Genomic DNA, 22,855 nt, shown 5'->3' with positions numbered 1-22,855 from the left:
AGGAGAGGAGCACTTTATCCATGCCCCATTTTAACATAGACGACCTTGATTTTGCCAATATCCTTAAACTTTCTATGCAGGACCTCCTTAAAGAGAAAGCAGAAAATATCTTGCGTGAAGAGATAAAGAATGTCCTAGAAAATGAGCCTGTCGGCGAAGAAAACTCACGTAATGGGTATTATTCACGGACTCTTGACACCATTTATGGCCGGATTGAGGATCTGGCAGTTCCCCGTGATCGTAAGGGCGATTTTACTACCCAAATGTTCGAACCCTATAAAAGACGTATGGTGGCCGTAGATGAACTCGTTGTCCAGCTCTATCAACATGGAGTTGGTGTTCGGCAGGTTGGGCTGATCATGAAAAGTTTGCTTGGTGAACAATATTCCCCAGGGACAATCTCCAATATCACTTCGGCTGTTATGGAGGACGTTATTGAATGGCAGAATCGGCCTCTGAAGGAACGTTACTGTGCTTTATTCCTTGATGCGCTATTCGTAAAAGTCCGCAGAGATACTGTAGGCAAAGAGGCTGTTTATATTGTTTTAGGTATCACTCCAGAAGGCCATCGGGAAATCCTTGGATTTTATGTAGGCGGAGTGGAATCATCAAACGGCTGGCAGGAGATCCTTCTGGACTTACGTAAAAGAGGCGTCCAGGAAGTTTTAGTTGGCGTATTTGATGGACTTCCAGGTCTCGAAGAGGCCTTTAAATCCATTTTTCCAAAAGCTGATGTTCAACGCTGCGTTGTTCATAAGGTACGTTCCACTATGAATAAAGCACGAAAAAAGGATCAGGCAGAGCTAAGCTTGGATTTAAAAAGAGTATACACTTCAAGCACATTCGAAGAAGCAGAAAAAGTGTTGAAAGAGATTAAGGAGAAATGGAAAAAGACTTATAGCAGGGAACTGGCCTCATGGGAAGAGGACCTCCCAGTCCTCCTAACTTTTTTACACTACCCTGAGGAAATCCAAAAGTATATATACACAACAAACCTAATTGAGCGTACCAACAAGGAAGTGCGTAAAAGGTTAAAGGCAATGAACAGCTTACCTAATATTGAAGCAGCCGAGAAGATTATATACCTTACTTCTATCGATTATAATGATCGATGGGCAAGAAGGAAACTCGGTGGATTCGGCTTGGCCTATGAAACAATATTGAACATGTTTGATGAGCGATATCCAAAGTCATAAAACGCATAGTCAGGGAGTCAGGCAGCCTCGGCTGCCTGACTCCCCCCCTAAACTAAATATAACGATAACTCATGAAGTGCATATGCTTACACATAATTCTTGACGGAACCATTATATTTGCGACTCTCCGACTTTATTTGCGAGTTTCCCCTATATATTTGCGACTCCGTGCTTTGCCAGCTGCTCCTCCCCCAGCACCTCACCCATTACAAAACACCCTACCCTTCCACACTCCGCACTCCCGCCTTCACTGTCACCAGATTCCCCATCCTGTAAAAGACGATACTGCCCAATGACAGCCCCGCGATCATCCAGAAGGCAATCTGCCCTCCGGTCTGGCCGAGCAGGAAGCCGCCGAGGATCGGGCCTGCGAAATGGCCGATTTTCCGGAATTGGCTGGCCCCAAAGTAGGTTCCTCTGTTCGTATCGTCTGCCAGCTGGTCAATCATGATGCTGCTGGAAGGGAAGATCAGGATTTCCCCGATTGTAACGATGAGCATGGCCAGGATGCCAATGATCCAGCCGTTTGTAAAGCTGAAGCATACCAGTCCAAGCGATAGAAGGACAGAGCCGCACATCATCACCTGCAGCGGCTGGGATTTTTCAGCAAAAGAGCTGATCGGCAGCTGCAGGATCACCACCATCACAGCATTGATGGAAAGCAGGCTTGAGTATACAACTATGCCATTGGCCAGTTCGTTTTCCAGAAATTGCGGGAGGGTTGAGTCAATCTGGGCATAGCCGAAATTGATCAGAATGCTTCCCAGTATCAGGAAGAGCAGTGCTTTGTCCCGTCTGACCACACGGATCGACTCCTTGAAGGTCGCCCCCTTCTTGGCAGGATCTGCTGTTTTTTTAATCTTATATCTGGCCAAAAATACTGCCAGAAATATTCCATACAGCAGATAGATCGTCCCGGTTATCACAAATGTGCTGTCTGCGGAAACAGCAGCCAGATAGGCGCCAAGCAGCGGGCCGGCAGATGCACCGACATTGATGGCGGTATAGCGGAGCGAAAAGGCCTTCATCCGGTATTTCTTGTCTGTCAGGTCCGCTATAAGCGCCTGAGAGGTCGGCTCAAAAAAGGAGCTGCACAAGCCGTTTAAAGCATTCAATATGACAAATAAGGCCGGTGAATCAGCCAGGGCAAACCCGTAAAAAACGAGGCACCACATCATCAGGGCACTCAGCATGACGGGCTTTCGGCCAAATCTGTCCGAAAGATAGCCGCCTACAAAGCCGCCAATGGTCCCGGTCAGCGGACTGATCCCAATGGTCAGGCCGATCAAAAGCGGGTGGAGGTCCATTGTACTGGAAAGGTAAATGGCGAGAAAGGGCAGCGTCATAAAGGAAGCGCCTCTTGCCAGTACCGTCCCTCCCAGAAGGACCCATACCACTGGATGGAACTGCTTAGCATATAACTTCAGTCTGTTCATTTTCATAGCCTTCTTTTAGTAAATTTTGTGATTTCTAAATTTTATCAAAGCAAAAGCAGATACACTATATAAATTTATATAAAAAAACCGAACCCATCCGGTCCGGTCTATGTTCTCGGCAATATTAAAATTTCAACCCGCCTGTTTTTGTCACGGCCTTCTTTTGTGTCATTGGAGGCGGCCGGCTGGAATTCGCCGAATCCTTTCGCACTGAAGGCCCGGGCGTCCAGGTCTTTGTTATGCAGCAGGATTTTCATGAAGTTTACGGCTCTCATGACGCTTAATTCCCAGTTGGATTCAAACTCGGAGTTTTTGATCGGCATATTGTCTGTATGGCCGCTGATGATGATATTGCGCGGCGGGTCCATGACGAGCAATTCGCCGATTTCGTCGGCGATCGTCAATTCGCCTGACCTCACTTCAGCGCTTCCGGAAGCGAAAAAGACGTTGTCCCGGATCGTTACAAGCAGTCCTTCATCTGTCAGCGAGGTCTCAAGCTTGTCTGTGAGGCCATTGTTTTGAATATAGGTTTTCACCTTTTCTTCGACTTCCTTGAGTTCCTGCTTATCTGTGAGTTTCTGGATTTTGCCTTCTGCTTCCATATCGTTCTGGCCTTCTTCTAAAGTGCCGGCAGCAGAGGCCTTTTCTACTTCGTCTTTGTTTTCGGTATCGGCCTTGTCGGCTGACTGCATGGCGCCATCCGGCATCGGGCTCGGGAAGTCGAAGAAGCCGGTCCCGCCATTGAATGCATCATTGAAGGCCTTTGACAGGGCCTCGAATTTCCGGGCATCCACTGAGCTCATCGCAAACAGGACGATGAAAAGGGCAAGCAGGAGCGTCAGGATGTCAGCATAGGGAATCAGCCAGGACTCGTCAACATGCTCCTCATGATGCTCCTTTTTCTTCCTCTTACTCATTTGCCTTCACTTCGCTTTCCTCGAGGAATTGCTTCCTTTCCCCTGAAGGCAGATAAGATGCCAGCTTTTGCTCGATGACGCGCGGTGCTTCTCCTTCCAGGATGGAGAGGACCCCCTCGATCATCATATATTTCAGCTTTGACTCCTGCTTTGATTTGCGCTTCAGTTTGTTGGCAAAAGGATGCCAAAGCACGTATCCAGTGAAAATCCCAAGCAGGGTTGCCACAAAGGCTGCACTGATGGCATGTCCGAGGGCGTCGGTGTTCGTCATATCCCCCAGGGCGGCAATCAGTCCGACAACCGCACCAAGCACACCAAGTGTCGGTGCATATGTACCGGCCTGTGTGAAAATGGCTGCTCCTGAAAGATGCCTTTCTTCCATTGACTCGATCTCTTCAGAGAGTACATCCCTGATATAATCGGCACTTTGACCATCCACTGCGAGCGAGAGGCCGTTTTTCAGGAAAGGGTCTTCAATCTCGTTTGTTTTGGCTTCCAGTGCAAGAAGGCCTTCCTTCCTCGCCAGCTGTGCCCACTCTGAAAACATTCTGATCAGTTCTGCCGGCACCATTTGTTTTCTTTCTTTGAATAATATGCCGAAAAGCTTTGGCACCTTTTTCAGCTCATTCATTGGAAAAGCGATGGTAACTGCAGCTATAGTTCCAACGATGATGATCAGGATGGCAGCCGGGTTCACCAATGCTGAAGGATGCACCCCTTTCAGCACCATACCGACCCCTACGCCAATGATTGCCAGAATAACCCCGATTAATGATGATTTATCCATATACGTCACCTGTCTTAATAAAATGTCTATTTCTATTTATTTCGACAGGGACCCTCATTTATTTAGGACATTCCTAATATTAATCTGCAATTCTTTTACTTTTAAAATAAAATCGCCACAATAACCAGGTCCATATACCTACTATTTGGCTGTTTCTCTTTCTTCATCATAGCCTTTGATATAAAAACCGTCCTCTTTATTCCATTCTGCATAATAAATATCTTCTGCTCTTTCGTACCCCAGCTTTTCAATTTCCGAGAGAAGCCAATCAGTGGTTTTTCCTGCAAAATTAAGATTTTCCTTTTCTATGGCTCCTTCATCGATCAGCAGAATGCTAATTTCCTTGGAAGGCGGCTTTATATCCATCATTTTAGCTGTCGGCGGCTCTGCATCAGCGTTCTTCATGACGCTGAGCGTTCCTCCTGTTTCCAGGATGGCATACTTCACATCACGAAGTGAAAACACCCCCTTGCCCCTGAGCATCGAGAGCAGCTGCTCCAGTTCCATATGGTTTTTATCCATCGCTTTAATATTAATATTGCCGTTCTCAATAAGGAGGGCAGGCTGCCCTTTAATGGGTGCCCGAAGATTATCCTTCCGCTGGACGAGAATTTCAATCGCATAGATGAGGACAGCCCAGACGGCGAAGGTGAACAGAATATGTAAAATAGAGACTTTGCTGTCGTACAAACCTTCCTCAAGAATCCCTCCAAGGACCAATGCATAAATAAAATCGAATGGAGTTGCCTGTGCCATCTCCTTTTTTCCCAGCACCCGCATGATAACCAGCAGGGATATCAGTCCCAGCAGGAGCTTGATTGCAATCGATAAATACACGGACCAACCCTCCCATTTTTATTCTATTCCAGTCAATTCCCAACTCTGAATTTCGGCAAAACATTCTAACCAAAAAGGGGAGAATTTCCTCATGCTATTCGTGCAGGGTGATTTTAAAAGAAAAAAAGCCCCTGACACAGGAGCTTTCAATCAACTAATTTATGATGAATTTTATCTTCATAGTTTTTAAATATCGAGGAGTTTGTGCTTGCCCGCCTTTTAGACATCATGCTGTTGAATTTCAGCAGCTTCTGGTTCAGCTGCTTCTGAAGATCTTTCTTTTCTGCAGGGTCTTCGCATTTTTTTATAAGATCCTCGATGGTGGCCATTTCCTGCTTCACAGCATTGTCTTCTTCTGTATAGCCTGCATTTTTCATCATTCTGTAAGCCATGCGCAAATCGTCAGGAACATGGGAGAGCTCATCATGCGGAAGCGGTTTTCCAAAGCCGGGAAGGTTTTCAAATTCGCCTTCTTTATAGCCTTTCTTGATCCGTTCTTCTGAAATGATTCCAAAAAAGTCCATCTGCGGCCTCCTTTCAATCCTTTCCTTTATTATAAAATGCCTTTCTCTCTATTTGAAAGCTGATGGCATTATATCCCACTAGAGCAAAAGGTTTGAAATGTGCCATTTCAGGTTATTAAACGAACAAAAAAGAGAAAAGGAAGTGCACCTATGTTTACTGGGGGAATTGCTTTCACTTTAATATCCTGCGCCTTTTTTATGGCGATCGTTGCCTGGATTTCGTATGTGAAAACGAAAGGGGCAGTCAGCGATTCTACAGGATATTTCCTGGCAGGGAGGGGACTGACAGGGGGCTTCATCGCCGGATCGCTATTGCTGACAAACCTGTCGGCCGAGCAGCTGATCGGCCTGAATGGACAGGCCTACCGGACCAATTTGAGCAATATGGCCTGGGAAGTTACCGCTGCTTTTGCCATCATCTTCATGGCTGTTTATCTGCTGCCAAAGTATTTGGGCGGAAACTTCACGACACTGCCTGAATTTTTAAGCAAGCGCTTTGATGAAGGGGTGAGGCGCTACACCGTCATCCTGTTCATGCTTGGCTATATCCTTGTTACTATTCCATCCATGCTTTATTCGGGGGCATTGGCTGTGCTGCAGCTGTTTGATGTGCCGTCCCTGTTGGGCATTACATACCAATCTTCTGTTTGGCTCGTCATCTGGATCATCGGCATCATCGGAGCCATTTACGCCATCTTCGGCGGACTGAAGGCTGTTGCTGTTTCTGATACATTAAACGGGATCGGCCTTCTAATCATCGGTATTCTGATCCCGGTTCTTGGGTTTTTCGCCCTTGGTGACGGCAATTTCTTCAGCGGCCTGAAAACCATTGCCACTGAGCATCCTGAAAAATTGAACAGCATTGGGACAAAGGAAGATTCTGTTCCATTCGGCACCATTTTTACCGGGATGATTTTTGCCAATCTCTTCTACTGGGCTTCTAATCAATATGTCATCCAGCGTACATTAGGCGCGAAAAACCTGGCTGAAGGCCAAAAGGGTGTTATGATTTCAGGCTTCTATAAGCTGCTTGTCCCTGTTTTCATGATGATTCCCGGCGTTATCGCCTTTCATCTTTACGGCAATTCGCTGAAATCAGTCGACCTTGCCTACCCAACCCTGATTTCAGATGTGATGCCCGGCTATCTGTCCGGATTTTTCCTTGCGGTCCTGCTGGGAGCCGTGTTCAGCTCCTTCAATTCATTGCTGAACAGCGCCGCCACCCTTTTTGCACTGGATATCTACAAGCCAAGGATCAATCCTAATGTGAGTGATGAAAAGCTGATCAGCATCAGCAAATGGTTCGGAACCATTCTCGCCATTGTCTCTTTATTCATCTCTCCGATGCTGATGAACGCATCTGACGGCCTTTGGGACCTGATCAGAAGATTCACTGGATTTTTCAACATACCGATCATCGCCATCGTACTCGTCGGTATTTTCTCGAAATATATCCCGGCACTGGCACCGAAAGTAGTCATCATTTTCCATGTGATAGCTTATTATATGCTCGTATGGGGCACTGACCATCTGTTTGGCTATACGGTGCCGATCCACTTTATCCATATCTATGCCATCCTGTTTGCTGTCGAAATCCTGATGATGATCATTATCGGAAAAATAAAGCCGAGAGCCTCTGCCTATCATTTCCGTGCAGATGCCCAGGTGAATATGGTTCCCTGGAAGGGCGTCATTCCGGTTTCCATCATTCTTCTCTCGCTCGTCGCTTTTACGTATATCGTCTTTTCAAAAATCGGCCTTGCTTATGAAGCTGCTGTCGTTTCCCCAGCCTTCTGGCCAGCAACAGTTGCCATCTTGATCATTGCCGGCATCTTCATCTATCTGTCCATGAAATACTGGAACAGAAAATATGCTTCCTATCTGGAAGGCCAGAACACAGAAGGCGCCACACAGGTCAAAAGAACAGGTTCAGGCTTGAACCCGCTGATTGTGAATGCCAAGCAGAGTACGGTTAAAGACTAGGCAGCCTGCGTTCCGCAGTTCATATATCAAGCTGAAAGACCCGCTTTAAGGAAGGCGGGTCTTCTTTTTTTGGATACCACTGTTCCCTGCTGCATTCCTATACCAGCAGCTCCAATTTATATTTTCCCAATCATATTCGGGTCGCTCATCATCCCCTGCTGGCCCGGCATCCAGTTGGCAGGTGTGCCTTTGCCAGTCTGTTTTGCATATTGGAGGGCCTGAAGGATGCGGACATGCTCATGGAGATTGCGGCCGATATTGCCGGGATAAATCAGTTTTGCCTGGATGATCTGCTCCGGGTTCAAGAACACAGATGCCCGGAAGGACGCACCTGAATTTTCATCAAGCACGCGGTATGCCTTGCTGATGCTGTGGGTCCGGTCGCTCAGGAGCGGGAAGGTCACATGCTTCAGGGAAGGCGATGTTTCTTTGAACACTTTGTGGGAATAGACGCTGTCCGTGCTGATGGCAAGGACTTCCACATTCATGTTCTTTACATAAGGATAAATAGCGGCGACCGCCGCCAATTCTGTCGGTCAGACAAAGGTGAAATCACTGGGGTAAAAAAACAGCAGCACCCACTGGCCCTGGAAATCCTGCAGGCTGACCTTCTGGATTCCCTGGTCAATCACAGCATCCGCTGTAAACAGCGGGGCTGGATCCCCTTTTGAAGCTGTAAAAGGCATGGGCTGTTTGGCCAGATCCTCCGCCTGGAACGCTTCCCGCATATGCACCGCTCCTTTCTAATTTGCTATATATCAATATAGATATGCACTTCCTGCAAAAGCTGAACAAGTTTTGCGCACATATCCGGCGGCCGGGGCGGGAAAGCTACGGAAAGAACCGATTTCCACCTATGAAAGGAGACGATCTGCTTATGTCACGCGGAGAGCATTTTGACCATAAACGAAAAGGGCATCCCGGAAAATTCCCTGAGGGGACGCTAGTGGAAAGGCACTCTAAGGACGCGATTGAGGATGAAGAATTCATCGTCGTCCAGGAAGCCTTCAAAAACCGGATCGAAGAAGAAGATTAAACATAAGGGGAGGCAGTCCTCCCCTTATTTCATTATTCCTTCCTTCAGCCAGGCCGCACAATTTTCAATATCCTTTGAGAATACCCTGTCTTTTGTAATGGATGGGACGATTTCCCTTGCTTTTTCGTAGATTTTTCTTGTTTTAGAGGCCATTTTTTCAACACCCCTGAACTCGGCTGCCTGCATCGCGCAGATCAGCTCGATCGCCAGCACCCGGGTCGCATTCTGGATGATCTGCCACGCATGGCGGGATCCAATCGTCCCCATGCTTACATGATCCTCCTGGTTGGCGGAGGACGGAATAGAATCAACGCTCGCCGGATGTGCCAGCGTCTTATTTTCCGAAACCAGAGAGGCCGCACTGTATTGCATGATCATCGCACCTGACTGCAGGCCAGGCTCCGGACTTAAGAAAGCAGGCAGGTCACTGAGCTGTGGATTGACGAGGCGCTCGATTCTTCTTTCCGAAATATTGGCCAGCTCCGCAACAGCAATTTTCATAAAATCCATCGCAAACGCAATCGGCTGCCCATGAAAATTCCCGCCGGAAATGACCTTTTCCCCCTCATCAAAAATCAGCGGATTATCGGTCGCCGCATTCATTTCAATCTCCAATTTTTCTTTTACATAATCGAGCGCCTGCCAGCTTGCCCCATGAACCTGGGGGATGCACCGGAGAGAATAGGCATCCTGGACACGCAGCTCACCTTGAACGGTCGTCAGCCTGCTACCGGCCAGATAATCCCTCATCCGAGCGGCTGTATCTATCTGCTGCTGGTAGCCGCGGGCCTGATGGATTCTTTCATCAAATGCGTCTGTGATGCCGTTTAGGCCCTCCATCGTCATTGCAGCGATCATCTCACTTTGAAAAGCCAGCTGCTCGGCTTCCAGATAGGCGACCGCCCCCATGCTCGTCATCGCCTGGGTGCCATTGATTAGGGCAAGCCCCTCCTTCGCCTCCAGATGGAACGGAGGGAGTCCGGCAGATTCGATGGCCTCTGATGAAGGCATCCTCTTTCCTTTATAAAAAACCTCCCCCTCACCGATCAGAGCAAGAGCAAGATGGGACAATGGTGCAAGATCCCCGCTCGCCCCAAGTGACCCTTGCTGCGGAATGACAGGATGGATTTCTTCATTTAAGAAAGTGAGCAGCCTTTCAACCAGCTCCGGCCTTACACCTGAAAATCCTTTCAAAAGCGCATTAGCCCTCAGTAGCAGCATCGCCCTTGAAACAGACTCCGGAAAAGGCTCCCCCACCCCGCATGCATGGGAACGAATCAGATTCAGCTGAAGCGCCTTTACATCCTTCTGGTTAATGAGCACATCGCTGAACTTCCCAAAGCCGGTGTTGATGCCATAAATGACCCTTTCTTCTTCAACAATCTTCCGGACCGCCTCATGGCTTTCCTTCACCCTCTCCATACTACCTGCTGATGCTGCCGCATGCTCTTTTTCAAAAACAATTACCTTTACCTGTTCCAATGTCAATGTGCTGCCTGTCAATTCAATCATGATCTTTCCCCCTCAGCATATTAGCGAAATAAAGAAGAGGCTGCCATCAAACCAGGGGTTTGACATGCAGCCTCTTTCGAAAATTATAAGTTGATGTGTTTTTTCTCTTCATTGCGCATCATCCATTATGATTTATTTATTCTATTCTTCATTGTATGAATAAAATTTTTATAGTGTCAACAGATTTTTACCATATTTTAACATATTAGATTGGCAGATGATTAGCATGGTAGCGGGGTGAAGTTTTTTGGCAGCGGACTGTTTTGTGGCTTTTCGGGTGGATGAATGATTGAGTTGGTAGATTATCCGCTCAATTGGTTAAATTAATCGCTAATTCGGTAGATTAATGCTCTCAATCGGTAGATTAATTCGCTAGTTCGGTAGATTCCCCGCCTCCCAGAGCTCTCTCCCTTCATCCGCACACCTCATTAACCACATTACCGGATCATCCTCCGCCTCGAAATCTCCGCCCAATCAAAAAAACCGCTTCTCAGCGGTTTTTTCAGTCGATATCCTTCTTATTTTTCCCTTTTACAAAGATATAGGCCAGATAGGCGATATACATGGGTGCTGCAATATAGATCAGGTAGGGAAATTGGCCGTATGTCCCTTTGTAGATCAGATACAGAAGGCAGCCGAGAAAGATGGTGACGATGGTGCCGTATTTCGGAAGCGGGACTTCCTTCAGGCTTGGGATCCTGATTTTCGAGACCATTAGAAAGCATAATGCGGTAAAAATGACAGTCGTGACGATATTCGGGATTTTGTCCCCGAACAGCGTGAGGAGTGCCATGATGCCTCCTGCGGCTGTGATCGGGACGCCGACGAAATAATTCATGGACGATTTTGGGGAACTGATATTGAACCTGGCCAGCCTGAATGCTCCGAAGAGAGGGAAAAGGCCGGCGATGGCAAGGCCAAGAAGGTCGAATTGATAGAAATATGTATAATACACTAAAAAGGACGGCGCCACTCCAAAAGTGACGATGTCTGCGAGCGAGTCGAGCTCTTTTCCGAGCGCGCTGTCAGCCTTCAGCATCCGGGCAAGTCTGCCGTCCATGCTGTCGAGCATCATGCCGATCAGAATGAGGATCGCCGCATTTTTGAATTGGCCGTTCGCTGCAAATCCTATAGAGAGGAAACCGCAGTACAGGTTTCCTTGAGTGACCAGATTGGGGATAGATTTCGTAAATCGTAATCGCACAGGCTTCCATCACACTCCAGCAACATAATATGTACGCGGGTGCCAGGCACTAGTCTCATGCCTGGCACCCGCAGCCGTTACAGCCATTATACCACTTCAATGCGGCAGGGAAGAAAAAAACCGGGCAGAAAGTTTGTCTTTCCCTTTACCCGCAGTCCTGAACGGCTAACCTCAAGCCGTTTGCAACTGGTCTATAACTGGTATAGGTGCCTGTCACCTTCTCTGCCTTCTCTACCTTCTCTCCCCTCCCTCCATCATCTCGAAAAAGCCGGGAACTTCCTCAAGTTTGTTGTCGCGGAGCTTGCGGAGGACGGCTTCACGCAGCTCCTGCTCGAGGTCCTCCCGGTTTTCCTTGCCTGTCTGGTATAAGGATTTTTTGATTTTAGGCTCGATGGCCTTCATGATTTCCTCTATTTCCTGCTGTGACAAATTCATGCTTTCACCCTTTGTCTTTTTCAATCTGTGCGATGCTTCGGGAAATGTCCTCCATTTTCATTTTCAGCTGTTCGAACCGGTTTTCATAGCGGTGCAGCAAATACATGGTAATGGCAATGGGGAATCCGAAATTGCCGATGATCTGCAAAAGATTCAGCTGTTCAAACATTGTATTTCCTCCTTATGGTTTCAATCGCTTTATTTTTGGTCTTTGATACTGCCTGCGGGCTGATGCCGAGCAATCTCGCTGTTTCGGCATCAGGGAGGCTGCGGACAAATGAGTAAAAGAGAATTTCCTGCTGCCTTGGTGTCAGTTCTTTGATGATTCTGGCGAGCCGGGGATCGGCTGTGTAATCTTCCAGCCTTCCGGAGGGGATTTCCATGAAAGGCTGGAGCGCCGTCTCATCTTCGAGGAGCTGTGTCAGCGGTTCTGCGCCGCTCTCTGCTTCTGCTGCAGGCCGATCCAGGGTGAGCTGATACCTGGCGCGCAATTCCCGCGCCTTCATGTCGAACTTCCTTGACTCATAATATATAGTCTTATTTAAATAAGAAACGAAGCGGATATGTCTGAAGTACCTTTTAAAGGCTGCTTCGAGCCGGGCTTTATTTTTCTCATGGGGATCATCCAGATAAGTCTCATACAGCTTTTGATGCTCTTCCTGCCTCAAAAATTCACGAACCACCAAACTTGGCTCCCTGCCTTCCATTTTGCCACCTCCATCTTTAGAACGTATGTTCTGTTTTTGGGTTAAAAAAAGGAGAACAAGCTTGCCTGTTCTATTTTATAAAGTATAAAAATGAGGAAAAAAAACAACCTGTCCTGCATTATTTTAACATCCCTGCCCCTTTTTTATAAGGGTCTTTGGTGCCAGGCACTGATATTTACTGTATATCCTTTTTATCGGGTTCCCATTCCGTTTTGTCCATTACAATTTTTCCTGCGTTTCCGTTATACTTATAGAGGAAGCACAGATTTGAAAGGAGCTTTACATGAAATCACTCGTACTTGCGGAAAAACCGAGCGTGGCCCGGGAGATTGCCCGTGTGCTCGGCTGTACGCAGACACATAAATCTTATATAGAAGGAAATAAATACATTGTCACTTGGGCCCTCGGCCATCTGGTTGAGCTGAAAATGCCTGAGAATTATGATACAAAATTCAAGCATTGGAACCTGGAAGACCTGCCGATCATCCCTGACCGGATGGGGCTTAAGGTCATGAAGCAGACGAGCCACCAGTTCCGGGCCATCGACACGCTTTCCAAGCGGAAGGACATCAATGAAATCATCATCGCGACTGATGCCGGACGTGAAGGTGAGCTGGTAGCCCGCTGGATTCTCGAGAAGATTTATTGGAAAAAGCAGGTCAAGCGCCTGTGGATCTCCTCTGTCACAGACCGTGCGATTAAAGAAGGCTTTCAAAGCCTGAAGCCCGGGGATCAGTTCCTCGCCCTTTACGATTCAGCGGTATGCCGCGCTGAAGCGGACTGGCTGATCGGATTGAATGTGACACGTGCCTTGACGACGAAATATAATGACCCGCTGTCTGCCGGGCGTGTGCAGACACCGACGCTTGCCCTGATCATGGAAAGGGAGAAAATGATCCAATCCTTCACACCGAAGGAATACTGGACGATTTCCGCCCAGGTTGGGCCGTTTAAGGCAGACTGGGAAAAGAACGGCGAGAAAAGGACTTTTTCTAAAGAAACAGCCGAAGCCATCGTGGCAAAAACCGATTCAGCAAAGGCCGTGATCCAGTCCATCAGCCGCAAGGAAAAAAGCGAGCAGCAGCCGCTTCCTTATGATCTGACCGAGCTGCAGCGGGATGCCAATAAGCGCTTCGGTTTTTCGGCGAAAAAAACATCCAATGTCCTGCAGAGATTGTATGAGCAATACAAGCTCGTCACCTATCCAAGGACAGATTCCCGCTACCTGACAAAGGATATGGAAGCAACGATGCTGGACCGCCTCCATGGAATCGCCTCAGGCTACAGGGATGAAGTGAAGCCGCTACTGGCGAAAAAAGGGAAGGTCCTTGCCAAGCGCGTGTTCAACAATGAAAAGGTGACCGATCACCATGCCATCATCCCGACCGAGGAGCGCCTTCATCTGAGCGACCTGGACAGTGATGAGAAAAAGCTGTACGACATCATTGTCCGCCGCTTCCTGGCCCTTTTCCATGAGCCGTACAAATATGAAACCATTCAAGCTTCCTTTGATCTGAACGGCGAAATCTTTTCAACAAGAGAAACCGCCGTCATTGAAGAAGGCTTCCGGCAGGTGACAGGCAAGGGAGAAGAAAAGGAATTGAAGCTGAATCTCTCTTCCCTCTCAAAAGGCCAGACCTTGACGGTAAAATCAGTTTCTTCCGAGCAAAAACTGACTGAGCCGCCTGGTCGCTATACCGAGGCCGATATTTTATCCCAAATGGAGAAATACAGCCTCGGGACACCGGCAACAAGGGCAGAGATCATTGAACGCCTGCTTACGACCGAAGCAGTTGAACGCCAGAACGGCGGACGCCTCCACCCTACAGGGAAGGGCAAGCAGCTGATGGACCTTGTGAACGAGGATCTTAAATCACCTGAGCTCACAGCCAAATGGGAGCAGGAGCTTGAAGCGATCGCGCGCGGAAAAGCGAGCCCGAAGGAATTCCTGAAAAAGATCCGCCAGCAGACACAGCAGCTGGTATCCGAAATCAAGACGAGCGATAAATCGTACAGAGCCCATAATCTGACCGGCTCAAAATGCCCGGAATGCGGCTCCTTCCTGAAAGAGCGCAATACGAAAGACGGCAAAGTGCTCGTCTGCTCTGACATGGAATGCAGCTACCGGAAGCGCAAGGATCCGAAGCTATCCAACCGCCGCTGCCCGCAGTGCCATAAAAAAATGGAGATCCACAACGGCAAGGCCGGCACCTACTTCCAGTGCCGCCCGTGCAATGTTGTAGAGAAGGCGCAGGATAAAAAGAAAGCTGTCAACAAGCGGGAAGAACGCAAGCTTGTGCAGAAATACAGCAAAAACGAAGAATCCTTCGGAACCAGCCTCGGCGATCTGCTGAAAGCGGCCATGAAGGACGAAGATTGATAACAGGACCCCGGCCGGCAGCGGCTGGGGTCTTTTTATGGGCTGAAGGCTGAAGGCTGCAGGCACGTTCCCGACTCCCCTTGCTTCCCGGAACAGGCAGTTTTGGCGTCACATAAGAATTTATCATGCCCCTCCGAAGCTTTCGGAGGGGGGTTCCGAGAGATTTATAAATAAGCGGACAGGTTCCCAAAGATGTTCCGAATGCCTCGGAAGGCTTTTGCCCGAAAGGCCATTCGTTCAGAGGGAGGCTCCGAAACTTTCGGAAGGCGCCATAGCACTAGAGAGAGTGCCTGGCACCTTAAAAAGACACTTTCCCTCTATTTGTCCATTTGCCGTGCCTGACATACTCCTGCTTCGCACCATATGTTGCCTTATAAAACTTTGTTATCTCTCCCTCTCTTCAAAAGAAAATTCAGCACTCATGCACCTGTCATTTTTTTCAAAAAGGTAGTATGATAGCGATATTGACCAGAGAAGTGAGGATTTCAGCATGAGAATCAGAGATTGGGATTTTAATCTGAAGGTGCGCCTGTTCGGCGAATCTTTGATGAATATTACGTTTTGGATGTTTTTTCCGTTTTTGACGATTTATTTTGCGGAGGCGTTCGGCAAGGATAAGGCCGGCCTTCTGCTTATTTTATCGCAGGTGTTTTCTGTATTGGCGAACCTGCTGGGCGGCTATTGCGCCGACCGTTTCGGCAGGAAGACGATGATGGTGCTGTCGGCCTTCGGGCAGGGGATCTGCTTTATCCTGTTTGCCATTGCCAGCTCCCCTGCCATCGAATCCTATTGGCTCGGCTTTATCTGCTTCACCTTTGTCGGAGTGTTCGGCGCCTTCTACTGGCCGGCAAGCCAGGCGATGGTGGCCGACGTGGTCGAGGAAAAGCACCGCAGCGATGTGTTTGCGATCTTTTATACTTCCATCAATATTGCGGTGGTTGTCGGGCCGATCCTTGGGGCGCTCTTTTATGTGCAGTACCGCTCACAGCTCCTCTTGATCGCGGGCATTGTCTGCATCCTGCTCGCATTGGTTCTGGCGAAATGGACGCGCGAAACGGTTCCGGAGAATACAGCTGTCGCAGGGGAAAATGATAAATGGTACAGCTTCCTTGGGGCCCAGGTGAAGGATTACGGCATCATTTTCAGGGACAGGACCTTCCTGCTTTTTATCATCGCAGGCGTCCTGGCCGCCCAGACATTCATGCAGCTGGACCTGCTGATTCCTGTTTATACGAAAGAGGCCGTCGACAACCAGTCCCTCTTCAGCATTGGAAGCTGGTCGTTCACTGTCCACGGCGAGCAGGCCTTTGGCGTCCTGCTCTCGGAAAATGGATTCCTGGTGGCATTGTTCACAGTCGCTGTCACTAGATATGCAGCCAAATTTAAAGAGCGGAATGTATTTGTCACCTCTTCCCTTTTCTACGCTGCCAGCATTATTATGTTCGGGCAGACGCAGTGGATCTGGGGCCTGATCATTGCCATGGCCATCTTTACTTTAGGAGAGCTGATGGCGGTCGGGCTTCAGCAGAGCTTTGTGTCGCGCATCGCCCCGGAGCATATGAGGGGCCAGTATTTTGCAGCAGCCAGCCTTCGTTTTACCGTCGGGAAGACCATCGCTCCCATATCGATTCCACTGACCGTCTGGATCGGCTATGACTGGACCTTTGCCATTCTCGCGGTGCTTGCAGTGATAAGCGCATTTCTTTATTGGCTCATGTTTGCCTTATATGAAAAGCAGGAAAAACACCCTGCCAGACAAAACTCGATTTAAGGCCGGCGATAAGCCGGCTTTTTCATTTTTAAAATAACCTGATGGGAGGTATCTCGGTGCTCCCATTGCAGGTTCGTATTAGGGGGCCTTGCATTTTTCCCGTGAAAAAGGAATCAGGCCAAACTGTTTCTTTTTCACGCAGAAACCGATAAAATGTAGAAGAAGATTCTGAAAAAGGAGATACATAATATGAGCCAATTCCTGCAAAATCTCGAAAAATATGCCGAGCTGGCAGTCAAGGTCGGCGTCAATGTCCAGGAGGGCCAGACGCTTGTAATCAACGCAGCACTTGATGCAGCAGAGTTTGTACGCCTTGCCGTTAAAAAAGCCTATGAAACAGGAGCAGCCAATGTGGTGGTCAACTGGTCTGATGATACAGTGACACGCCTGAAGTATGATCTAGCGCCTGAGGAATCTTTTACAGAGTATCCTGAGTTCCGCGCCAAGGAAATGGAAGACCTCGCAGAGAAGGGCGCTGCGTTCATGTCAATCGTATCTGCAAGCCCTGACCTGCTCAAAGGGGTCAAATCCGAGCGGATCGCCAATTTCCAAAAAGCAGCCGGGAAAGCGCTGAGCAAATACCGCCGCTACGCACAGTCTGATAAGGTAAGCTGGACGGTCATCGCTGTCCCATCTGAAGGCTGGGCAGACAAAGTATTCGCAGACGATCCTAAGGAAAGCCGCGTGGAAAAACTTTGGGATGCGATTTTTAAAGCAACGCGCGCAGACCTTGAAGATCCTGTGCAGGCATGGAAGGATCATGACGCTTCCCTGCATGAAAAAGTCGATTACCTGAACAGCAAAGGCTTCAAAAAGCTGCATTATACAGCGCCAGGCACTGATTTGACCATCGAGCTTCCTGAGAAGCATCTGTGGGTCGGGGCAGGCAGCGTCAATGAAAAAGGCCATGAATTCATGGCTAATATGCCGACTGAGGAAGTCTTTACCGTTCCGCTTAAAACCGGTGTCAATGGGCATGTTTCCAGCACAAAGCCACTCAGCTATGGCGGCAATATCATTGATAACTTCACGATTACCTTTGAAAACGGGCGCATTGTGGATGTGAAGGCTGAAGAAGGCGAAGAGATCCTGAAGCAGCTTGTTGAGACAGATGAAGGCTCCCATTACCTTGGAGAAGTAGCCCTTGTGCCGTTCAACTCGCCGATCTCACAGTCCAATCTGCTTTTCTACAACACTTTGTTTGACGAAAATGCCTCTAATCACCTGGCAATCGGAAGCGCTTATGCATTCTGCATCGAGGGCGGCAAAAAAATGTCCTCTGAAGAGCTTGCTGAAAATGGCCTGAACGAAAGCCTTACACATGTCGACTTCATGATCGGCTCAGCCGAAATGGATATTGACGGCATCAAGGAAGACGGACAGTCAGAGCCTGTTTTCCGCAAAGGCGACTGGGCATTTTAATTGATATAACAAAAGGAAGCTGCGGGCCATTTAGGCCTGCAGCTTTTTGCTGTTAACGACGTTCAAATTGACAGGCCCCTCCAGCTGATCCACCCCAACAATCACGTTCTTGGTTGCCCTGTATCAACCATCTGGACGGCCTCGTACTGTTCATCCTTTAAAGCTTCCTAAGCTGAACAGACTTTATTTTTCCTGACTGGTCTGCATACACATCAATATTGTATTTTCCGGCAGCATAGATCGCCAGCACCTCTGTTCCTCTCCTGCTCTCCCTGAACGGCTCGCCGAACATTTTCTTGATATCTGCAAGCGTTGACTGCAGGCGGATTCCGGGAATTGAAACGACAGCTACCTCTTGTGTGGCTTCATCATAAAAATACGTTACTTCCGGATATTTCAGGTACGCATATTTGCCTTTTTTCCCTGCCTCGATAGAAGGGGGGCTCGCCTTTTTGACATCATTGATATTCGTGCCGATCGGATATTGGCTCCCGGTCAGTATGCCTTGGGAGGCTTTATCGATAATGCCCTTTTCAAGCTGAATGTTGTAGAACGGATGATAGTTTTCTTCGGCCGCACTCCAGATTTCAAACCATTTTTCCCCTTCGCCCAGACCGTCCTTCATGTCAGAATCATCGTAGACCGTCTCGCTGACCTGTTTGATTTCCAGCTTTTCCTTGTCGAATGCCCATGTTGAAAAAACCCATCCTTCATTGTCATCAATAGAATTGACTGTCTGGATGTATTCCTGTTTGATTGCTTTGATTTCAGGTCCGAGTATGGACCTGATTCCCTCACCGGACTGGACGATTTTCAGCTCTCCATTCTGGATGCTGTACAGCTCTGCCGAGAACCGGCTGTCCCCCTCAGGCTGGACGATGGCAAGCAGGGTCTTATCACCAAGCTTAAGCGGATACGCCCCTTTTACTTCTTCATTGAAAACAAGCGGCAGGGATGAAAGAATATCCTGCTTAAAGGCAGACTTTGCCCCTTTTTTGGCCATATAGACTGAATAATTCCCTTCATGCACCGTGTCCTGCTTATCTCCTAAAACGCCTGCTTGTTCAAGCTTGACGGTTGTTTCATTTTCCGCATAAATATAGACTTCATAAGCCAGGCCTTCATCAACAGCTTCAATGCGGTAAAGGGACTTTTCCTTAAGCCATGAAGTATCCTTTTTATCCTTGCCTTCTGTCTGGATCGTCAGGATAGCAGAATCGTCTTTCTGTTTCTCTGTTTTGTGCGAAATTTCCTCTGCAAGTGATGTGTGGATCTGATTGCTGCACGCGGCGGTTAACATTGACAGCACCATTAGCATTGCATATATATATTTATTCATCTTATCTCCCACTCATTTTAGCTCGATTTTGATGCCGGCTGACGCTTTTTCCCTGTCATGGCCGGTCACATTTCTAAAGTTTAACAAAGACATTTGTATTCTACAAATCTGTTTTAACTGGTTTTTAAACAGTTTGTAATCTAATTGTAACATAAAACCGGAAACTTTTTTAACCCCTTCTTTTACAGGCAGGTATTTCCATCTTATTTCTTTTTAAAGACTATCTACACCATTCGTTAGGCCGGAAAATTTTATGGGGGCCGACCTTTATTTTTTCTGTCTTCTTGAATATTGCATTAGCCCCTCTTTTGTGGGACGATGGAGGTAATTATGGTGCCGGAGGAGAAGAAGATGATCCATTTGAACATTATAGTTTCCGGAAAGGTGCAGGGAGTGGGGTTCCGCTTTTTTGCACAGAGAAAAGCTGTTCAATACGGCATCAATGGCTGGGTGCGCAACCTGGATGACGGTTCTGTGGAGATCCGGGCAATCGGAGACAAGAAACAGCTGGATTCTTTTATGAGGGATTTGAAGAGAGGCAACCCTTTCTCGGCGATCGATCAGATGCAAGTGGATGAACTGGATGGCCAGGGCGAGCTGTCTTCTTCCTTTAAGATAAAATATTAGTTCATACACAAAAAGACGGGACCAGCAAAAGCTGTCCCGTCTTTTTTCAGGCTGTCTGCCCCATATCTTTCTGTGCTGTCCCGGCTGTCAGCATGCTGATCAGCATGTAAGCGGCAAATGACAGGATGATCGGCATGATGACTGTGTTCATGCCAAAGGCATTCGGATAGTATGTATAAAAAAGAATATACGAGACTACCCCGGTGATCATGGAGGCAATGGCTCCATGCTTATTTCCCCTGCTCCAGTACAGGCCAAGGACGACCGGCCATATGAAGGCAGCCTCAAGCCCTCCAAAGGAAAACAGATTGAGCCAGATGATCAGATCCGGCGGACTGAGCGCCATCAGGCAGACCAGGATCCCGAGGACCGCTGTAACGCCGAGGCTCAGCTTCTTAACCGTCCCTTCACTTGCATCAGGCTTGATATAATTCAGATACACATCCTTCACGACAGCCGAGCTGACGAGGAGGAGCAAAGAATCGACAGTCGACATGATCGCTGCCATCGGGGCGGCCAATACCACCCCTGCCAGCCACGGAGGCAGAACCTCCATCGCAATGAGCGGCATCACCTTGTCCCCCACCTCAATACCAGGCAGGATCGGACGCGCGAACACGCCGATCAGATGCATGCCAAGCATGATGAAGCCGACCACAAAGGTGCCGATGATGATCGCCCTGTGCATGGCCCTGGAGTTTTTGTAGCTCATCGCCCTGACAGTCACCTGCGGCAGGCCGACCACCCCGACGCCGACAAGAATCCAAAAGGAAGAAACATAGAGCGGGGACAGCCCGCCGTCAAAGCCGTACGGCGAAACAAGCCCAGGGTTTTCCGTCCTTAGGTCGGTGATGATATTCCCAATCCCTCCGCCAGCAATAATGACAGCGATCAGAAGGATCAGGGTCCCAACAAACATGATGACTCCCTGGACCGCATCTGTTACAGCCACGGCCCTGAAGCCGCCAATGATGACATACACAAGGACTGATGCGGCGAAAATAAACAAGGCAGTCCCATATGAAAGGCCTGTCAGCGATTCGATCAGACGGGCGCCGCCGACCCACTGGGCCGCCATGGAAGCGAACAGGAAAATGATGATGCTGAGCGCTGACAGCAGCACCACCCACTTGCTCTGATACCTTTCTTTCAAAAAGTCGATCAGTGTGACAGCCTTATACTGCCTGGCGACAATCGCAAATTTTTTCCCGAGCACCATCAGCACAAAATAGCCTGTCACAAGCTGTGACATCGCAAGCAGCACCCAGCCGAGCCCCTGGGTGTAGGCGACACCGGGTCCGCCGATGAAGCTGCTGGCGCTGCCGTAAGTGGCAATCATCGTCATAGCGAGGATGAATCCTCCCAGCTCCCTTCCGCCAAGGAAGTATTCCTGCAGAAAAGAATCTGTCGAGCGGACATGCCTGCTCGCCCAAAAGCCTACCAGGAAAATCGCCACCAGGAACACAAGAAGCGGGATAATGACACCTATATTCATTCCGCCTTCCCCCCTTCTTCACTGTCATCGAAAGGGACTTCTTTAAACAGAAACTTCACGGCTGCCCAAACAAGGACAAACACAACCGCAAATCCCGCCACACAGCTATAGAAAAACCAGGCAGGCAGCCCCATGATATATGTATACTCTTCGACAGGACCTGAGCCCATCCCGTAAGCAAAGCCAAACCACCACAGAAAATTAAAAAGGACAAGACCCATACCGATCCAGGCTTCCCTCTTCGCCACCTTAAAACGGGGATCCTTCCCCCCGGCTTTATTATCCAAGTCCTTCCCTCCTTATCCCATTATCCTTCACAAAAAAATTAAGAATTATTTCCACCTTGATTGTAAACCAAAAACACCGAACCAGAAACAAAAACTTGGTTTCCGTGCCAGGCACCGCTGGTGGACACTTTTGCCCCAATTATCTTTTTGCGGTGCCAGGTACCTTCAGTGGACACTTTGGCTATGTTTGTCTTTTCATGGTACCTGGCACCATCGGTGGACACTTTGGCCACATTGTCTTTTCATGGTACCTGGCACCATCATGCAGCAGCATCAAAAAACAGCCCCCTGCTAGAGGCTGTTTTCATGACGCAGATTCTGCTGTCAGCCTGGGGAACTCGGCAGGCTGCTTTTTTTCTTTTCTGGCCATGCCCACCAGCAGGTAAACCAGGGGTGTATCAATCAGCGCGACAAGGAACTTAAAGGCATATTGTGTTCCGATCATCGCAAGGAGCGCCCCTGCAGGCATGGTGCCGTAAAAAGCGATCAGAATGAACACAGAAGTATCGATCAGCTGGCTTGAGACTGTGGACAGATTATTGCGGATCCACAGTTTCCTGCCGCCATGCTTTTCCTTCAGCTTATGGAAGACATACACATCCAGGTTTTGGCTGACCAGATAAGAAATAAGGCTTGCAATGGTGATGCGGAAGCTTCCGCTTAAAATTGTTTCAAATTCAGCCTGCGCTCCAAAGAATGGCGCTGATGGCAGATGGATCGCTGCAAAAATGAAAACGGCTGACAGGAGCTGTGTTACGAATCCGGCGAGCACGGTCTTCCTGGCAGCTTCTTTTCCATAAACTTCACCGATGATATCAGTAATTGGATACGTAAAAACATAAACAATCACAGCCGCCGGCAGAACAGCCCAGGATCCCAGGCTGAACAGTTTGACGGCAAGAATATTGGATAATATGAGCAGGCCGGCAAATGCGGCATTCAAATATAATAGCAAAACGT

At 48.5% G+C, this 22,855-nt stretch carries 22 protein-coding genes; 7 read left to right on the top strand and 15 right to left on the bottom strand.

The genetic code is table 11. The features are described from left to right. Window positions 1-20: 20 nt before the first annotated feature. Window positions 21-1,196, top strand: coding sequence for an IS256 family transposase (locus tag N288_RS03430; RefSeq protein WP_022543369.1), 1,176 nt, complete (start codon window positions 21-23; stop codon window positions 1,194-1,196). 218 nt (window positions 1,197-1,414) lie between these two features. Here N288_RS03430 and N288_RS03425 read toward each other — a convergent pair whose 3' ends face one another. From N288_RS03425 to N288_RS03405, 5 genes are all read right to left on the bottom strand, one after another. Beyond that, the gene (locus N288_RS03425) at window positions 1,415-2,632 is read right to left on the bottom strand and encodes an MDR family MFS transporter (protein ID WP_022543368.1); all 1,218 of its coding nucleotides are present in this window, start codon (window positions 2,630-2,632) and stop codon (window positions 1,415-1,417) included. Between the two features lie 107 nt (window positions 2,633-2,739). Beyond that, a complete protein-coding gene (gene motB, locus N288_RS03420) occupies window positions 2,740-3,549 on the bottom strand; it encodes a flagellar motor protein MotB (protein WP_009792159.1) in 810 nt (269 codons plus the stop codon). After that, window positions 3,542-4,336 carry a flagellar motor stator protein MotA gene (gene motA / locus N288_RS03415; protein ID WP_009792160.1) on the bottom strand — a complete coding sequence of 265 codons (795 nt, stop codon included), beginning with the start codon at window positions 4,334-4,336 and terminating at the stop codon, window positions 3,542-3,544. The genes motB and motA overlap by 8 nt, the downstream gene beginning before the upstream one ends. Window positions 4,337-4,477: 141 nt before the next feature. Next, window positions 4,478-5,173 (bottom strand): DUF421 domain-containing protein, encoded by a 696-nt coding sequence (locus N288_RS03410; RefSeq protein WP_009792161.1) that lies wholly within the window; start codon window positions 5,171-5,173, stop codon window positions 4,478-4,480. A gap of 146 nt (window positions 5,174-5,319) precedes the next feature. Beyond that, window positions 5,320-5,697, bottom strand: a complete 378-nt coding sequence (locus N288_RS03405; RefSeq protein ID WP_009792162.1) for a DnaJ family domain-containing protein — start codon at window positions 5,695-5,697, stop codon at window positions 5,320-5,322. A 150-nt stretch (window positions 5,698-5,847) separates the two neighbouring features. On the opposite strand from N288_RS03405, the gene N288_RS03400 reads away from it, so the two are divergent. Further along, entirely contained in the window at window positions 5,848-7,680 is a 1,833-nt protein-coding gene (locus tag N288_RS03400; RefSeq protein WP_009792163.1) for a solute:sodium symporter family transporter, read from the top strand. 116 nt (window positions 7,681-7,796) lie between these two features. Here the strand turns inward: N288_RS03400 and N288_RS03395 are convergent, their stop codons facing one another. Beyond that, window positions 7,797-8,366 (bottom strand): peroxiredoxin, encoded by a 570-nt coding sequence (locus N288_RS03395; protein ID WP_224951416.1) that lies wholly within the window; start codon window positions 8,364-8,366, stop codon window positions 7,797-7,799. A gap of 191 nt (window positions 8,367-8,557) precedes the next feature. Here N288_RS03395 and N288_RS25000 point away from each other — a divergent pair, with 191 nt between their 5' ends. Next, on the top strand, window positions 8,558-8,716 hold the full coding sequence (locus N288_RS25000) for a hypothetical protein (RefSeq protein ID WP_022543366.1): 159 nt from the start codon (window positions 8,558-8,560) through the stop codon (window positions 8,714-8,716). 24 nt (window positions 8,717-8,740) lie between these two features. On the opposite strand, the gene hutH is transcribed toward N288_RS25000, so the two are convergent. The 5 genes from hutH to N288_RS03370 form a co-directional block, all read right to left on the bottom strand. Further along, window positions 8,741-10,228 carry a histidine ammonia-lyase gene (gene hutH / locus N288_RS03385; RefSeq protein ID WP_009792167.1) on the bottom strand — a complete coding sequence of 496 codons (1,488 nt, stop codon included), beginning with the start codon at window positions 10,226-10,228 and terminating at the stop codon, window positions 8,741-8,743. Between the two features lie 502 nt (window positions 10,229-10,730). Then, on the bottom strand, window positions 10,731-11,432 hold the full coding sequence (gene pssA, locus N288_RS03380; RefSeq protein WP_022543365.1) for a CDP-diacylglycerol--serine O-phosphatidyltransferase: 702 nt from the start codon (window positions 11,430-11,432) through the stop codon (window positions 10,731-10,733). A 231-nt stretch (window positions 11,433-11,663) separates the two neighbouring features. Continuing rightward, complete coding sequence (locus N288_RS03375; protein ID WP_035401818.1) at window positions 11,664-11,867, bottom strand: hypothetical protein; 204 nt, start codon at window positions 11,865-11,867, stop codon at window positions 11,664-11,666. A gap of 4 nt (window positions 11,868-11,871) precedes the next feature. Next, window positions 11,872-12,036, bottom strand: a complete 165-nt coding sequence (locus N288_RS24525) for a YvrJ family protein (protein ID WP_009792171.1) — start codon at window positions 12,034-12,036, stop codon at window positions 11,872-11,874. Beyond that, window positions 12,029-12,574: a sigma factor-like helix-turn-helix DNA-binding protein gene (locus N288_RS03370; RefSeq protein ID WP_009792172.1), complete on the bottom strand. Its 546-nt coding sequence runs from the start codon at window positions 12,572-12,574 to the stop codon at window positions 12,029-12,031. Before N288_RS03370 ends, N288_RS24525 begins: the two co-directional genes overlap by 8 nt. A 283-nt stretch (window positions 12,575-12,857) precedes the next feature. On the opposite strand from N288_RS03370, the gene N288_RS03365 reads away from it, so the two are divergent. The 3 genes from N288_RS03365 (at window position 12,858) to N288_RS03355 (ending at window position 18,147) form a co-directional block, all read left to right on the top strand. Next, window positions 12,858-14,954: a DNA topoisomerase III gene (locus N288_RS03365; RefSeq protein ID WP_022543364.1), complete on the top strand. Its 2,097-nt coding sequence runs from the start codon at window positions 12,858-12,860 to the stop codon at window positions 14,952-14,954. A 490-nt stretch (window positions 14,955-15,444) separates the two neighbouring features. Continuing rightward, window positions 15,445-16,725, top strand: coding sequence for an MDR family MFS transporter (locus N288_RS03360; protein WP_009792176.1), 1,281 nt, complete (start codon window positions 15,445-15,447; stop codon window positions 16,723-16,725). A gap of 189 nt (window positions 16,726-16,914) precedes the next feature. After that, window positions 16,915-18,147, top strand: coding sequence for an aminopeptidase (locus N288_RS03355; protein WP_009792177.1), 1,233 nt, complete (start codon window positions 16,915-16,917; stop codon window positions 18,145-18,147). Window positions 18,148-18,304: 157 nt separating this feature from the next. Here the strand turns inward: N288_RS03355 and N288_RS03350 are convergent, their stop codons facing one another. Next, window positions 18,305-19,486, bottom strand: a complete 1,182-nt coding sequence (locus N288_RS03350; protein WP_022543363.1) for a DUF4309 domain-containing protein — start codon at window positions 19,484-19,486, stop codon at window positions 18,305-18,307. A gap of 330 nt (window positions 19,487-19,816) precedes the next feature. On the opposite strand from N288_RS03350, the gene N288_RS03345 reads away from it, so the two are divergent. Beyond that, window positions 19,817-20,113 carry an acylphosphatase gene (locus tag N288_RS03345; protein ID WP_022543362.1) on the top strand — a complete coding sequence of 99 codons (297 nt, stop codon included), beginning with the start codon at window positions 19,817-19,819 and terminating at the stop codon, window positions 20,111-20,113. 46 nt (window positions 20,114-20,159) lie between these two features. Here the strand turns inward: N288_RS03345 and panF are convergent, their stop codons facing one another. The 3 genes from panF to N288_RS03330 form a co-directional block, all read right to left on the bottom strand. Further along, a complete protein-coding gene (panF, locus tag N288_RS03340) occupies window positions 20,160-21,608 on the bottom strand; it encodes a sodium/pantothenate symporter (RefSeq protein WP_009792182.1) in 1,449 nt (482 codons plus the stop codon). Then, window positions 21,605-21,895: a YhdT family protein gene (locus N288_RS03335; protein ID WP_009792183.1), complete on the bottom strand. Its 291-nt coding sequence runs from the start codon at window positions 21,893-21,895 to the stop codon at window positions 21,605-21,607. The genes panF and N288_RS03335 overlap by 4 nt, the downstream gene beginning before the upstream one ends. 304 nt (window positions 21,896-22,199) lie before the next feature. Further along, window positions 22,200-22,850 carry a queuosine precursor transporter gene (locus N288_RS03330; protein WP_022543361.1) on the bottom strand — a complete coding sequence of 217 codons (651 nt, stop codon included), beginning with the start codon at window positions 22,848-22,850 and terminating at the stop codon, window positions 22,200-22,202. Window positions 22,851-22,855: the final 5 nt, after the last annotated feature.

It is taken from the genome of Bacillus infantis NRRL B-14911 (genome assembly GCF_000473245.1).
Classification (GTDB): Bacteria; Bacillota; Bacilli; order Bacillales; family Cytobacillaceae; genus Bacillus_AB; species Bacillus_AB infantis.
This window is presented reverse-complemented; position numbering and strand designations above follow the sequence as displayed.